The organism is Blastococcus sp. SYSU D00695 (assembly GCF_054050555.1).
This window is the reverse complement of the sequence record NZ_JBJGZP010000012.1, coordinates 92,674-105,830: the sequence shown is the minus strand read 5'-3', so window position 1 is coordinate 105,830 and position 13,157 is coordinate 92,674. Positions and strand designations below refer to the sequence as shown.

General features: G+C 76.3%; 16 protein-coding genes. 12 read left to right on the top strand and 4 right to left on the bottom strand.

The genetic code is table 11. The annotated features are described in order from the left end of the window. Window positions 1–34: 34 nt before the first annotated feature. From ACI781_RS10370 to ACI781_RS10360, 3 genes are all read left to right on the top strand, one after another. Window positions 35–757 (top strand): SHOCT domain-containing protein, encoded by a 723-nt coding sequence (locus tag ACI781_RS10370; protein WP_456566012.1) that lies wholly within the window; start codon window positions 35–37, stop codon window positions 755–757. Between the two features lie 129 nt (window positions 758–886). Then, window positions 887–2,230: a M20/M25/M40 family metallo-hydrolase gene (locus ACI781_RS10365; protein WP_456566011.1), complete on the top strand. Its 1,344-nt coding sequence runs from the start codon at window positions 887–889 to the stop codon at window positions 2,228–2,230. 13 nt (window positions 2,231–2,243) lie between these two features. Further along, the gene (locus ACI781_RS10360) at window positions 2,244–3,047 is read left to right on the top strand and encodes an SDR family oxidoreductase (RefSeq protein ID WP_456566010.1); all 804 of its coding nucleotides are present in this window, start codon (window positions 2,244–2,246) and stop codon (window positions 3,045–3,047) included. A gap of 122 nt (window positions 3,048–3,169) precedes the next feature. Here ACI781_RS10360 and ACI781_RS10355 read toward each other — a convergent pair whose 3' ends face one another. Together ACI781_RS10355 and ACI781_RS10350 are read right to left on the bottom strand one after the other, a co-directional pair. Further along, entirely contained in the window at window positions 3,170–3,742 is a 573-nt protein-coding gene (locus tag ACI781_RS10355; protein ID WP_456566009.1) for a class I SAM-dependent methyltransferase, read from the bottom strand. Between the two features lie 104 nt (window positions 3,743–3,846). Then, window positions 3,847–4,050 carry a DUF5703 family protein gene (locus ACI781_RS10350; protein WP_456566008.1) on the bottom strand — a complete coding sequence of 68 codons (204 nt, stop codon included), beginning with the start codon at window positions 4,048–4,050 and terminating at the stop codon, window positions 3,847–3,849. A gap of 159 nt (window positions 4,051–4,209) precedes the next feature. On the opposite strand from ACI781_RS10350, the gene ACI781_RS10345 reads away from it, so the two are divergent. The 3 genes from ACI781_RS10345 (at window position 4,210) to ACI781_RS10335 (ending at window position 5,989) form a co-directional block, all read left to right on the top strand. Beyond that, window positions 4,210–4,479, top strand: a complete 270-nt coding sequence (locus tag ACI781_RS10345) for a hypothetical protein (protein WP_456566007.1) — start codon at window positions 4,210–4,212, stop codon at window positions 4,477–4,479. A 166-nt stretch (window positions 4,480–4,645) separates the two neighbouring features. Further along, complete coding sequence (locus ACI781_RS10340; RefSeq protein WP_456566006.1) at window positions 4,646–5,122, top strand: hypothetical protein; 477 nt, start codon at window positions 4,646–4,648, stop codon at window positions 5,120–5,122. 63 nt (window positions 5,123–5,185) lie between these two features. Then, a complete protein-coding gene (locus ACI781_RS10335; RefSeq protein ID WP_456566005.1) occupies window positions 5,186–5,989 on the top strand; it encodes a DUF2470 domain-containing protein in 804 nt (267 codons plus the stop codon). A 19-nt stretch (window positions 5,990–6,008) separates the two neighbouring features. Here ACI781_RS10335 and ACI781_RS10330 read toward each other — a convergent pair whose 3' ends face one another. Both ACI781_RS10330 and ACI781_RS10325 read right to left on the bottom strand, forming a co-directional pair. Beyond that, complete coding sequence (locus tag ACI781_RS10330) at window positions 6,009–7,964, bottom strand: AAA family ATPase (RefSeq protein WP_456566004.1); 1,956 nt, start codon at window positions 7,962–7,964, stop codon at window positions 6,009–6,011. Beyond that, a complete protein-coding gene (locus tag ACI781_RS10325) occupies window positions 7,961–8,932 on the bottom strand; it encodes an aldo/keto reductase (protein WP_456566003.1) in 972 nt (323 codons plus the stop codon). The genes ACI781_RS10330 and ACI781_RS10325 overlap by 4 nt, the downstream gene beginning before the upstream one ends. 184 nt (window positions 8,933–9,116) lie before the next feature. Here ACI781_RS10325 and ACI781_RS10320 point away from each other — a divergent pair, with 184 nt between their 5' ends. The 6 genes from ACI781_RS10320 (at window position 9,117) to ACI781_RS10295 (ending at window position 13,117) form a co-directional block, all read left to right on the top strand. Next, complete coding sequence (locus ACI781_RS10320) at window positions 9,117–9,968, top strand: undecaprenyl-diphosphate phosphatase (RefSeq protein WP_456566002.1); 852 nt, start codon at window positions 9,117–9,119, stop codon at window positions 9,966–9,968. Between the two features lie 58 nt (window positions 9,969–10,026). Next, window positions 10,027–10,725: a histidine phosphatase family protein gene (locus ACI781_RS10315; protein ID WP_456566001.1), complete on the top strand. Its 699-nt coding sequence runs from the start codon at window positions 10,027–10,029 to the stop codon at window positions 10,723–10,725. 61 nt (window positions 10,726–10,786) lie between these two features. Further along, entirely contained in the window at window positions 10,787–11,338 is a 552-nt protein-coding gene (locus ACI781_RS10310; protein WP_456566000.1) for a DUF3090 family protein, read from the top strand. 28 nt (window positions 11,339–11,366) lie between these two features. After that, complete coding sequence (locus ACI781_RS10305; RefSeq protein ID WP_456565999.1) at window positions 11,367–12,122, top strand: SCO1664 family protein; 756 nt, start codon at window positions 11,367–11,369, stop codon at window positions 12,120–12,122. 165 nt (window positions 12,123–12,287) lie between these two features. Beyond that, a complete protein-coding gene (locus ACI781_RS10300) occupies window positions 12,288–12,674 on the top strand; it encodes a VOC family protein (protein WP_456565998.1) in 387 nt (128 codons plus the stop codon). Further along, window positions 12,671–13,117 carry an SRPBCC domain-containing protein gene (locus ACI781_RS10295; RefSeq protein WP_456565997.1) on the top strand — a complete coding sequence of 149 codons (447 nt, stop codon included), beginning with the start codon at window positions 12,671–12,673 and terminating at the stop codon, window positions 13,115–13,117. The genes ACI781_RS10300 and ACI781_RS10295 overlap by 4 nt, the downstream gene beginning before the upstream one ends. Window positions 13,118–13,157 lie beyond the last annotated feature (40 nt).

Sequence of the window (13,157 nt, the reverse complement as noted above, 5' to 3'; positions counted from 1 at the left end):
CTCCGCTGCGGTCTTCCCCGAGCCGGAGGTGGTCGTGACGACGACGCAGGAGCGGCCGCTCGCCGTTCGCGTCCGCGCCGTGGTGGCGCTCGGGGTCGGCATCGCCGCCGGCACGGCCGGGATCACCATCCTGTCCCGGATCATGCGGTCGGTCACCGCGATCGGCGGGTCGTGCGCCGACGGCGGCCCCTACGTCTCCGCCCAGCCGTGCCCCGACGGCACCGGCGCGGCGATGCTGCTGGTCTTCGGCTGCGCGATCGTGTGCGTGATCGGCACCCTGTACGGCAGCGCCGTCCTGGGCTCGCCGGGGGTGCTGTGGCTCGGCTGGCCGGCGCTGTTCCTGACGCTGGGCTGGAACTTCCTCGAGGACGGCGCGATCGACCCGCCGCCGGGGGCCGGCATCAGCGGCAGCTTCCTCTTCTGCGGCGTCCTCTTCGTGCTCATGGGCAGCCTCCCGCTGTTGATGGCCGTGTCGGTCCTGAAGGAGCGCCGGCGGGAGCGCCGCAGGCGGCAGGAGCCGCCGCCGGTTGTCGTCCACCACCCGCACCTGGAGAAGCCGCAGCCGAGACGCGAGCCGGCGCCGGCAGCAGCCGCCCCGCGGCGCCCGGCGCCGCCCGAGCACGACCAGCGGGCCTCGGCGATGTCGGTCGCCGGGCGGTTGGAGCGGCTCGCGGCCCTGCACGCCTCCGGCGAGCTCACCGACGAGGAGTACCGGCTGGCCAAGGCGGCCACCCTGCGCGAGGAGGGGGCGCGGTGACGACGCCGGAGCGGAAGAGCCCCTGGCGGTGGTGGCTGTACTACCTCCTGGCCGCGGTTGCCGGCGTGTTCGCCGGCAACGCGCTGTTCACCTGGGTCAGCAGCTGACGGCGCCGCCTAGGCTCGGCCCATGGACGCCGACCCGACGAGCCCGGGGGCACCGGCCCCGCTGACCCGCGCCCAGGCCGAGGTCGCCGAACTGCTCAGCGACCTCATCCGGATCGACACGACCAACACCGGTGACACCGCGACCGGCAAGGGGGAGCGGGCCGCCGCGGAGTGGGTCGCCGGCAAGCTGGACGAGGTCGGCATCGGCTCCCAGCTCTTCGAGTCCGAGCGCGGGCGGGCCAGCCTCGTCGCGCGCATCGAGGGCACCGACCGCAGCCGCCCGCCGCTGCTGGTGCACGGCCACCTCGACGTCGTCCCGGCCGACCCGGCCGAGTGGAGCGTGCACCCGTTCTCCGGCGAGGAGCGCGACGGCTACGTCTGGGGCCGCGGCGCGGTCGACATGAAGGACATGGACGCGATGGTGCTGGCGCTGGTCCGCGACTGGGCCCGCACCGGCGTGCGGCCCGAGCGCGACGTCGTCCTGGCGTTCCTCGCCGACGAGGAGGCGGGCGGCGCGCTCGGTGCCCGGTGGATGGTCGACAACCACCCGGACCTGTTCGCCGACTGCACGGAGGCGATCAGCGAGGTCGGCGGCTTCAGCATCACCGTCCGCGACGACCTGCGCCTCTACCTGGTGCAGACCGCGGAGAAGGGCCTGGCCTGGATGCGGCTGACCGCCACCGGCCGGCCCGGTCACGGCTCGTTCGTGCACGACGACAACGCCGTCACCCGGCTGTGCGAGGCCGTGGCCCGGATCGGCTCCACCCGGCTGCCCACCGTGCTGACCCCGCCGATGCGCGCCTTCCTCGACGCGGTGAGCGACGCCTACGGCATCGAGATCGACCCCGACGAGCCCGAGCAGGCGCTGGCCCGCCTCGGCTCGATCAGCCGGATGATCGGCGCGGCCCTGCGCAACACCGTCAACCCCACGATGCTCGACGCCGGCTACAAGACCAACGTCATCCCGGGGACGGCCAGCGCCACCGTCGACGGCCGCTTCCTGCACGGCCAGGAGGCCGAGTTCGAGCGGCAGCTGGCCGGACTGGTCGGCGAGGGCGTGCAGCGCGAGTGGATCGTCCACGACCAGGCCGTGGAGACGACGTTCGACGGGCCGGTCGTCGACGCGATGGTCGCCGCCCTGCGCAGCGAGGACGACGGCGCCCGCCCGGTGCCCTTCACGATGAGCGGTGGCACCGACGCCAAGAGCTTCGAGCGGCTGGGGATCCGCTGTTTCGGGTTCTCCCCGCTGCGGCTGCCGCCGGAGCTGGACTTCGCGGCGCTGTTCCACGGGATCGACGAGCGGGTACCGGTCGAGTCTCTGCGCTTCGGCATCCGGGTGCTGGACCGCTTCCTGCGCTCCGCGTGATGTGATGCCGGGCGTGACCGACACCACCCCAGCGCCCGGATCCGTCGCACTCATCACCGGAGGCACCGGCGGCTTCGGCCGCGCCCTCGCCACCACCCTGCGCGAGCGGGAGGTGACCGTGGTCCTCACCGACCTCGACAGCGAGCGCAACCGGCAGGTCGCCACCGACCTCGGCTGCCCCTTCATCCCGCTCGACGTCGCTGACCGCGCCGCCAACGAGGCCGTCGTCGCCCAGGTCGAGGCCGAGCACGGCCGCCTGGACGCCGCCTATCTCAACGCCGGCATCTCCGCGGCCAAGAGCGACGACGCCCTCGACATCGACGAGTTCATGCGGGTCGTGCAGATCGACCTGTTCGGCGTCGTCTACGGCGTGCAGGCCGCGCGGCCGGCGATCCGCCGGGCCGGCGGCGGCGCGATCGTCGTGACGGCGTCGCTGGCCGGCCTCTCGCCGATGGCCACCGACCCCGGCTACAGCGTGGCCAAGGGCGGCGCGATCGCCTTCGTGCGCTCCATGGCACCGCGGCTGGCTGCCGAGGGCACGCGGATCAGCGCGATCTGCCCCGGCTTCGCCGACACCGCGATCATCGGCCGCATCAAGGAGCAGTTCGAGGCCGCCGGCTTCCCCGTGCTCAGCGCGCAGGAGGTCGCCGACGCGATGGTCATGGCCTGGGCCGAGGGCCAGCCCGGCTCCGCCTACGTGGTGCAGCCCGGCGTCGGCGTCGTCGACTACAAGTTCAAGGGCGTGCCCGCGGCGCGGACCGAGGACGGCGCGGTCGCCGTCGTCCCGGAGTCGCTGCGCCCCAAGGACATGCGCTAGTCCCGTCCTCCGGGGCGCCGCCGGCCGGCGGCGCCCCGGCCGCGGGTCAGGCCGGCCGACCCGGCGGGGGACCGCCGCACGCACCGGGCGCGGCGCCGCCGCCGGGGTGCGCCCGGCAGGGGTCAGTCGGCGCGCGGCCCGCGGCAGCGGAACAGGACCGCCGGGGGGACGTTCCACGGCGACATCCGCAGCCGGACGTCGGCGAACCGGCGGCGCAGCTCGCTCAGGATCAGCGGCGAGTACTGGATGATCAGCACGTCGCCGTCGGGGGCGACGATCTGCGGCAGCACGTCGAGGATGCGCCGGCGCAGCGCGGACGCGAACGACGTGTACGGCAGCGCCGAGACCACGACGTCGGCCTGGCGGCCGTCGAGGTGCTCGTCGAGGTTCTCCGCGGAGTCGCACACCACGTGCAGCCGCGGGTCGGGGTAGCGGCCGGCCAGCAGCTCGGCCAGGTTCGGGTCGATCTCCACCGAGATGAGCTCGGCGTCGGGACCCATCCGGGCGAGCAGCTCGCCGGTCTGGCTGCCGGTGCCGCCGCCGAGCTCGACGACCAGCTTGGCGTCGGGGACCTCGGCCAGGTCGAGCATGTCGCGCACCGCCCAGCGCGACGTCGGCAGGACGGCGCCCACCTGCCGGGGATTGGCGAGGAAGGCGCGCAGGAACTTCAGGCGGTCGTCGAGGTGCTGGTTCACGGGATCCTCCCGGGCCGGGGTCCGGGCGGTTCCCGCCCGCCGGGAACCCTGGCACGTCCCCTCGGCGCCGGTCCACGCAGGGGGCGTGCGCGCGTCGCGGCGCGCTACAGGTGCGGGCCGGGGAGGTAGGACAGCCGCGACCGGCGGCGCAGGACGACCTTGCGCGTGCCGTCCGGGTGCAGCTGCAGGCGGGCGAGTTCCCAGCCCCCCGTGTCCGCCTGCAGGCTCAGCATGGTCGCCGCCGCGGACCGGGACGTGCCCGGTGGGATCCGCAGCGGCGCGAACTCGTAGTCCCCGGCCGCCTCCACCCGCTCGATCGTGCCACGCGGTTCCCCGCCCGTCACCCGGCGAGCCACCCGCCGGCCACCGGCCCGACGCCCGCCCGTGCGCCCGCCTCCCGTGCGCCGGCGCCGGGGCGGCGGCAGGATCGGGGACGACCCGATCGGCCCGACCGCGAGGAGGACGACGTGAGCGAGCCCGGTACCGCCAGCGGCGCGACGGACGCCGACCGCGCCGAGCAGGAGGCCCTGCTGGAGCCGGTGGCCCCCGCGACCGCCGGGGAGGCCACGCCGGTGGGCGACGGGGTGCCCGACGCCGACGCGCTCGAGCAGCAGCTGGCCACGCGCCCCGGGGAGGCCGGGCGGCCCAGCGCCGTCGGCGACCGCGAGGCCGACGAGGCCGACGTGCTCGACCAGGAGGCCGACGTGCCGGTCGACGAGGACGACGTACCGGGCTGACCTACGCGTTGCCGGCGCGTCGGGAAGTGAGAGTCGGGTGGGTACGAGCTGCTGCGGCGGACGGTGGCCCGCAACGCCGACGCCGGCCTGCCGTCCTGAGGAGGCGCCCGGGCTCCTGGCGTGCGGCAGCTCCCGGGACGTCGCCGTGACCGGGCATGCTGCGCGGGTGGCCCCGTGGATCGTCGTCTGCCTCGCCGTCGCCGTGCTCGCCCCGCTGACCGCGTTCGCGGTGGCCGGCCGCCGGTTCTGGGCGACGGTGGGGGAGCAGCCCCCGGCCGGGTTGCTGGCCCGGCACGGGCTGGAGGCCGGGGACACGAACCGGCTGCAGCGCGCCCTCGTCCGGGGCCGTCGGGCCGAGGAGGCCCGGCTGCGGCCGGCGGTCGCCGAGTGGGCCGCCGCGACGCTGGCCGCCGTGGCCGAGCAGGAGCGGGCCCACCCCCGCCGCCGGGCCGTCGCGACGGGGCTCACGGTCCTGGGCGCGGTCGCGCTGGTGCTCGCCGTGGTGCTGGCCCTGGCCGACGGGGGAGCGGGGGCCGGCGTCTGGCTGGTCGCCGTCGTCGCCCTGGGGTTGCTCCTGAACCTGGTGGTGCTGCCCCGGCTGCTGCAGCGCAACCTCCGCCGCGCGGTCGCGGCCAACGCCTGATGGCTTCCCCTGCCGGTCCCGATTTGGTTAGGCTGCCCTAACCCAATCGCCCGGAGGTCCCGCATGACCGCTCCGCCCGCCCGCGAGCCCGCCCACGCCGTGTCCGTGCCCACCGGGTCCGCGCCGGCCGCCCGGCCCGCCGAACGGGCCCGCACCGCCGCCGCGCGCACCGCCGCGGCGCTGTGCGTCGCCGGGCGCGAGCCGGTCCGGCCCCTGGCCCACGCGACGACCGCCGCCGGGCAGGTGCTCGTCCTGGTGCCCGCCGACGGCGAGACCGCGGCGGCAGCGGCTGCGGGTCCGGGGCGGGAGGTCAGCGCCCTGCTGATGGTCAGCGACCGGGCGCCGGTGCCACTGCGCGAGCCGCTGCGCGCCCAGGTGTGGCTGTCCGGCTGGCTCGCGCCGGTGCCCGAGGACGACGCCCGGGCCGCCGCGCTGGCCTTCGCCGAGGTGCGCCCCGCCGGGCCGCTGCTCGACGTGGGGGGCGCGGCCGTGCTGCTGCGGCTGGACCTGGCCGAGGTGGTGCTGCGGGAGGGGGAGCACTGCGCCGAGGTGGGCCCGGGCGACTTCGCCGCCGCGGTCCCGGACCCGCTGCTGGACGTCGAGACCCGGATGCTCGGCCACCTCGACCGCTGCCACCCCGAGGTGCTGGCGGCGCTGGGCCGGCTGCTGCCGCCCGGGACCGTCGGACCGGCCGACGTGCTCCGGCCGCTGGCCCTGGACCGGCACGGCTACCGGCTGCGCGTCGAGCGGCCGGCGGGCCGGCACCGCGACGTCCGGGTGCCGTTCCCCCGGCCGCTCGGCTGCGCGGGCCAGCTGCACGCGGCCACCCGGCACCTGCTGCACCTCGCCGGCGCGGCGTCCCGGTAGCGCGGGCCCCGGCGGGTGGTCAGCCCTGCTCGGCGAGGCTCTCGGCCAGCAGCCGGGCCAGGCGGGTGCGCCGGGGGCGGACGTCGACCTCGCGGACCGCCCGGGCCAGCGCCGCACCGGAGGCGTGCACGATCGACAGGTGCGACTGCGCGCGGGTCAGCGCGGTGTAGACCAGCGGCCGCGACAGCATCCCGCCGGCCTCCGGGGGCAGCACCACGACGACCCCCGGCCACTCCGAGCCCTGCGCCCGGTGCACCGTGATCGCCCAGCCGTGCCGCAGGTCGCCCAGCGCGTTCGTCGGCACGGTCACCGGCCCGGACGCGAAGGCGACGTCCAGCGACCCGTCGCCGGTGCCGGTGACCACGCCGGTCTCGCCGTTGGCGAACCCGATCGGCTCCAGGTCCAGGTGGTTGGCGGTCGCGACCACCCGGTCCCCGACGTCGAAGCCCCACACCGTGCCGTCGCCGGGGTTCAGCTTCTCCTTCAGCGCCTTGTTCAGCTCGATGGTGCCGGCCGGTCCGCGGTGCACCGGCGTCACCACCTGCACGGTCGCCGGGTCGATGCGCAGCGCCCGGGGGATGGAGTCGGTCACCAGCTGCACGACACGGCGCGCGGCCTCGGCGCTGCCGGTGGCCGGGACGACGACGACCTCGCGGTCCGGGGAGTCCACCGGCGGCAGCTCGCCGGCGCGCACGGCGTTGGCCAGCCGCGCGATCGCGCCGCCCTCGGCCTGCCGGTACAGCGTGGTCAGCTCGGTCACCGGGACGGCGCCCGAGTCGATGAGGTCGCCGAGCACGTGGCCGGGCCCGATCGAGGGCAGCTGCGCCGGGTCGCCGACCAGCACCAGGTGGGTGCCGTCGGGGCAGGCCTCCAGCAGCGCGGCGGTCAGCTCGACGTCGAGCATCGAGGCCTCGTCGACCACGACGACGTCGGCATCGAGGGGCCACTCCTCGTTGCGCGCGAACCCCCCGGTGGTGCCCTGGGCGCCCAGGAGCCGGTGCACGGTGACCGCGGGGTGGTCGGTCAGCTCCTCCAGCCGCTTGGCGGCGCGCCCGGTCGGCGCGGCCAGGGCCACCTCGCTGCCCTTGGCCAGCAGCAGCTTCACCACCGCCGCCACGGTGCGGCTCTTGCCGGTGCCCGGCCCGCCGGTGAGCAGGGAGACCCCGGCCGACAGGACCTGCGCGACCGCCCGCTTCTGCGCCTCGTCCAGGCCCTTGGCCACCGAGCGGACCGCGGCCGGGTCGGCGATCCGCTCCGCGGTGGCGGCCAGCCGGGCCACGCCCTCGGCGACGGACTCCTCGGCCATCCCGTAGCGGGCCAGCGACAGCATCCGCAGCGCCGGGTCCGGCTCGGGTGGCTCGGTGTCGGACTCCTCGTCCCACTCCGGCTCCGGCGGCTCGTGGTCGAGCACGTCCCCGGAGTCCACGGCCGCCTCGATCGCCGCCGCCGGGTCCGCGACGCCCTCCGCGCGCAGCGCCGCCACCACGAGGTCCACCGGCAGCACCGTGTGCCCGTCGCGGGTCGCCGTCCGCAGGGTGAGCGCGACGATCGCCCGCCCGCGGCGGGAGTCCTGCCGGTCGGCGCCGGGCAGCAGCGCGATGGCCAGCCGGTCGGCCTCGGCCAGCCCGACGCCGGTCAGCCCCAGCAGCGCCCACGGGTCGTCGCGCAGCCGGCGGGCGGCGTCGGGGCCCAGGGTGTCGGCGGCGCCCGCGGCGAGCTTGGCCTCCAGACCGGCGCCGACCAGCAGCGTGACGACGTCGTATGTCGGGGCCGCGGACAGGAAGCTGGAGAACAGCCGCTCGGCGCGCTGCTTGCCCACCCGGGGCAGCTTCAGCAGCCGGTCGGCGGTGACGTCGTCGGCGGTGGTGATCCCGGCCGCGGGCAGCTCGGCGGCGGCCCGCTTGCCCAGCCCCGGCCACAGGCCCGCACCGCAGAAGGCCGCGAAGACCCGGTCGGGGGCGACCGGCGAGCTCACCGGCGCTCCGGATAGGCGAAGTGCGGGGCGGAGACGTCCTCCAGCGCGGTGCGGATCGCCGCGGGCAGCCGCACCACCTCGGCGTCCAGGGACGCCTGCAGCTGGGCGGCGGTGCGGGCGCCGACCACCGGGGCCACCACCCCGGGCCGGTCGCGGACCCAGGCCAGCGCCACGGCCAGCGGCGTGGTGCCCAGGCCCTCGGCCGCGGTGATGACCGCCTCGACGACCCGGTCGGCGTCGGCGCTGCGCAGCTGGTCGATGAAGCCCTGCCACTGCGGCGACGCGCCGCGGGACTCGCTGGGGGTGCTGTGCCGGTACTTGCCGGTCAGCAGGCCGCGGCCCAGCGGGGACCAGGCCAGCACGCCCAGGCCCAGCGCCTCCGCCGCGGGCACCACCTCGCGCTCCACGCCGCGCTGCAGCAGCGAGTACTCGACCTGGGTGCTCACCAGCGGCACGCGGCCGGGCCAGGCCCGCTGCCAGGTGGCGGCCTGCGCGGTCTGCCAGCCGGTGAAGTTGCTGACGCCGACGTAGCGGGTGCGCCCCGAGCTCACCGCGGTGTCGCAGGCGGCGAGGGTCTCCTCGAGCGGGGTGTGCTCGTCCCAGGCGTGCAGCTGCCACAGGTCGACGTGGTCCAGGCCCAGCCGGTCCAGCGACGCGTCCAGCGCGGCCAGCAGGTGCCCGCGGGAGGCGCCGCGGCCCATCGGACCGGGCCCGGTGCGGCCCACCGCCTTGGTCGCGACCAGCACGTCCGTGCGCGACACGACGTCGGACAGCAGCCGGCCCAGCGTGCGCTCGCTCTCGCCGTCGCAGTAGACGTCGGCGGTGTCGACGAGCGTGCCGCCGGCGTCGACGAAGGCCGTGAGCTGCATGGCGGCCTCGTCCTCATCGGTGTCCTGGCCCCACGTCATGGTGCCGAGAGCCAGCCGGGAGACGACCAGGCCACTGCGGCCGAGAGCCCGTTGTTCCACGAGGGGCCAACCTACCGGCGTGGTGGGCCGGAACCCGGGCGCGCGGGCCCGCTGGGGACGGCGCGCCGGGCGGCCACCCCTGCGGCCCCAGCTCCGCCGCCTACTCTGACGCCCCGTGCCAGCGGCGTGGATGCAGCCCGGAGACCGGTCCCCAGCGACTCCCGCGGTCGGGGGCTGAGCGGCGATGGGCTGGTTCGAGGCCGTCGTCCTGGGCCTGGTGCAGGGGCTGACCGAGTTCATCCCGGTGTCCTCCAGCGCCCACCTGCGCGTGGTGGGGGAGGCCTTCGGCTGGGACGACCCCGGCGCGGCGTTCACCGCGATCATCCAGATCGGCACCGAGCTGGCCGTCCTGCTGTACTTCCGCAACGACATCTGGCGGATCGTGCGGCAGTGGGTGCTGTCGCTGTCCCGGCGCGAGCTGCGCGGGGACCCCGACGCCCGGATGGGCTGGCTGATCATCGTCGGCAGCATCCCGATCGTCGTCCTCGGCCTGCTGTTCCAGGACGACATCGAGACCACCCTGCGCGACCTGCGCATCGTGGCGATCTCGCTGGTCGCGTTCTCGCTCGTGCTGTTCTGGGCCGACCGCGTGGGCCGCAAGCGGCTGGAGCTGCGCGACCTGACCGTCCGGTCGGGCCTGGTGTTCGGCCTCGCACAGGCCATGGCGTTGGTCCCGGGGGTCTCCCGGTCCGGCGGCACCATCACCGCCGGCCTCTTCCTCGGCTTCACCCGCGCCGCGGCGGCCCGCTACTCCTTCCTGCTGGCCATCCCGGCGGTGCTCGGGTCCGGCCTGTTCCAGACGTACGAGGCGCTCGCGGGCGACACCGAGGGCGCGCCGATCGAGTGGGGGCCGACGGCGCTGGCCACGGTGATCTCCTTCGCCGTCGGCTTCGCCGTCATCGCCTGGCTGCTGCGCTACCTCGACCGCGGCAGCTTCACGCCGTTCGTGGTCTACCGCGTCGTCCTGGGGCTGCTGCTGCTCGCGCTGGTCGGCGCCGGGGTGCTCGACCCGTTGCCGCCCGAGACGGCGCCCTGACCCTCCCCGCCGGGATCGGGTGGGGGAGGGCGCCGGAGACGCCCCCTAGGCTCCCGGCGTGACCACCGTCATCCTGCTGCGGCACGGCCGGACGACGGCCAACACCGGCGGCGTCCTGGCCGGCTGGAGTCCCGGCGTGCAGCTCGACGAGACCGGGCAGGCGCAGGCCGCCGCCGTCGGTCAGCGGCTGGCCGCGGTGCCGCTCGCCGCGGTGGTCAGCAGCCCGCTGGACCGGTGCCTGGCCACCGCCGGCGCCGTCCTCGCCGGGCGCGACCTGCCGCTGCAGACCGACGACCGGCTGGGCGAGGCCCGCTACGGCGACTGGACGGGCCGGCCGCTCAAGGAGCTGACCCGCGAGCCCCTGTGGAAGGTCGTGCAGGCCCACCCGTCCGCCGCGGTGTTCCCCGGGCCGGAGGGGGAGGGCCTCGCCCAGACCCAGGCCCGCGCGGTCGCCGCCGTCCGCGACTGGAACGCCCGGCTCGGCCCCGACGCGGTCTGGCTGGCCTGCTCGCACGGCGACGTCATCAAGGCCGTGCTCGCCGACGCCCTGGGCCTGCACCTGGACCAGTTCCAGCGGATCGTCGTCGACCCCGCCTCGATCTCGGTGGTGAGCTACACCGAGACCCGGCCGTTCGTGCTGCGGGTCAACGACGTCGGGGGCGACGTCTCGGCACTCGTCCCGCCGAAGAGGCGGGGCCGCCGGCGGAAGGCCGCCTCGGACGCGGTCGTCGGCGGCGGGGCCGGCGCGACCGTCTGACCTGGGCCGTCCGTCCGGCCGCCTGCCGCGGCGGCGCGTGTGGCCCGCGTAACCTGGGCACGTGCCGCGCCAGGTCCACCTCTTCGAGCGCCCGGCCCGCTTCGTCGCGGGCACCGTCGGCCAGCCCGGCGACCGCACCTTCTACCTGCAGGCGTCCGACGACGCCGGCCGCGTGGTCAGCGTCGCGCTCGAGAAGAGCCAGGTGCAGGTGCTCGCCGACCGGATGGCCGAGCTGCTCGACGAGGTCGCCGGCCGCCCCGGCGCCGTCGTCCCGCCCGACGCCGACGTCGACGACCTGGACCCGCTGACCGCGCCGGTCGACGAGGAGTTCCGGGTCGCCGCGATGGGCCTGGCGTGGGACGCCCAGACCCAGGCCGTCGTCGTCGAGGCCGTCGCCGCGGGGGAGGAGCCGATCGAGGAGGACGTGATCCTCTCCGACAGCGACGAGGGGCCCGACGCGCTGCGCGTCACGATCAGCCCCGGCGCCGCCCGCGCCTTCGTCGCCCGCGCGCGGCGCGTCATCGCCGCCGGCCGGCCCGCGTGCCCGCTGTGCTCCCTGCCCCTGGACCCGACCGGGCACGTCTGCCCCCGGCAGAACGGCTACCGGCGCTGAGCCGGCGCCGACCCCCGCGGAGCGCCCGGTGAGCGAGCAGTCCGCCGGCGCCGACCCGGACCTGCGCGCCCCCGGCGACACCACCGAGGCGCGCCGCCTGCTCCTCGACGGGGAGATCGACGTCGAGGGCCGCATGCTCGACGCCTCCAACGTCACGCTGTTCGGCACCATCCGCGCCGGTGCGCTGACCGCCGAGTGCGTCTACAAGCCCGTGGCCGGCGAGCGCCCGCTGTGGGACTTCCCTGACGGCACCCTGGCCGGCCGGGAGGTGGCCGCGGCGCTGGTCTCGGAGGCCACCGGGTGGGACGTCGTCCCGCCGACCGTGCTGCGCGAGGGCCCGTTCGGGCCCGGGATGGTGCAGCTGTGGGTCGACGGCGACGAGTCGGTCGACCTGGCGGCCTTCGTCCGCACCGACCACCCGGGACTGCGCCGGATGGCGGTCTTCGACGCGGTGGTCAACAACGCCGACCGCAAGGGCGGGCACATCATCCCCACCGCCGCCGGCCACGTGTACGGCGTCGACCACGGCATCTGCTTCTCCCCGGACCCGAAGCTGCGCACCCTGCTGTGGCGCTGGGCGGGCAAGCCGCTGCCGGTGGCGGCGCTGGAGGTGCTGGAGCGGCTGGCCGACGACCTGCGCGGCGACCTCGGCGAGCGGCTGCACGACCACCTCACCCGCCGCGAGGTCCGCGCCACCCAGCAGCGCGTCGCCGAGCTGCTGCGCACCCAGCTGCACCCCGAGCCCTCCGGCGAGTGGCCCGCGCTGCCCTGGCCGCCCTTCTGACTCCCGCTCCTCGCTGAGCCCCTCTGCAGCCCGCTTCTCCCCGCCGAGATCGGCGATCTCGGCACCATCAGCGGCTGATGCCGCCGAGATCGCCGATCTCGGCGGTCGGGCCCAGGGCGGGCCGCGGGAGGGCGGGGGAGGACCGGGGAGCGCTAGCGTCGCGCCATGCCCCACCGGTCGCGACTGGCGATCCTGCTGCTGGACCTCCCGCCGGAGCACCACGTCGCCGGGCTGGACTTCTGGTCGGCCGCCACCGGCCACCCGGTCGAACCCGACGCCTCCGACGACGACTGGAACTCCCTCGGCGTCTTCGGCGACGGGTTCCACGTCGAGGTGCAGCGGACGGGGGAGGGGACACCGCCGCGCTGGCACGTGGACGTCGAGACCGACGACATCCCCGCCGAGGTCGCCCGCCTCGAGGCCCTGGGTGCCCGCCGGCTGAGGGACATGGGCTCGTTCTGGCAGATGACCGATCCCGCCGGGCTGGTGTTCTGCGTGGTCGGCATCCAGACCGGCGAGGCCTTCGAGAAGCACGCGACCACCTGGCCGTGAGCACCACCCGGGTAACCGCCACCCTCGCCGCGCCCCGCGACGCGGTGTACCGCGCCCTCACCGACCCGCACCTGATCGCCGCCTGGCGCTTCCCCGAGGGGATGACCAGCGCGGTCGAGCCGCTCGACGGCGGCGGGTTCCGGGTCTCGCTGACCTACGACGACCCCGCCACGCCCGGCAAGAGCGGTGGGCACACCGACAGCTACCGCGCCCGGTTCACCCGCCTGGTCCCCGGCGAGCTCGTGGTGGAGGTCGACGCGTTCGAGACTCCCGACCCCGCGCTGGCCGGCGAGATGACCACGACGATCGAGCTCCGCGACGCCGGCGGGGGCACCGCGCTGACCGCCGTCCACGAGGGGGTGCCCGACGGCGTGCCGCCCGAGCAGAACGAGGAGGGCTGGCGGATGGCCCTGACCCGCCTCGCCCGGCTGCTCGCGGGCTGACCCGCCGGGGGGACGACCCGGCGGGGACGTCGGTGGGCGC

Coding starts and splice junctions, on each gene's coding strand:
- ACI781_RS10365 (WP_456566011.1), top strand. CDS start 887: ATGGACGCCGACCCGACGAGCCCGGGGGCACCGGCCCCGCTGACCCGC.
- ACI781_RS10335 (WP_456566005.1), top strand. CDS start 5,186: ATGACCGCTCCGCCCGCCCGCGAGCCCGCCCACGCCGTGTCCGTGCCC.
- ACI781_RS10300 (WP_456565998.1), top strand. CDS start 12,288: ATGCCCCACCGGTCGCGACTGGCGATCCTGCTGCTGGACCTCCCGCCG.
- ACI781_RS10320 (WP_456566002.1), top strand. CDS start 9,117: ATGGGCTGGTTCGAGGCCGTCGTCCTGGGCCTGGTGCAGGGGCTGACC.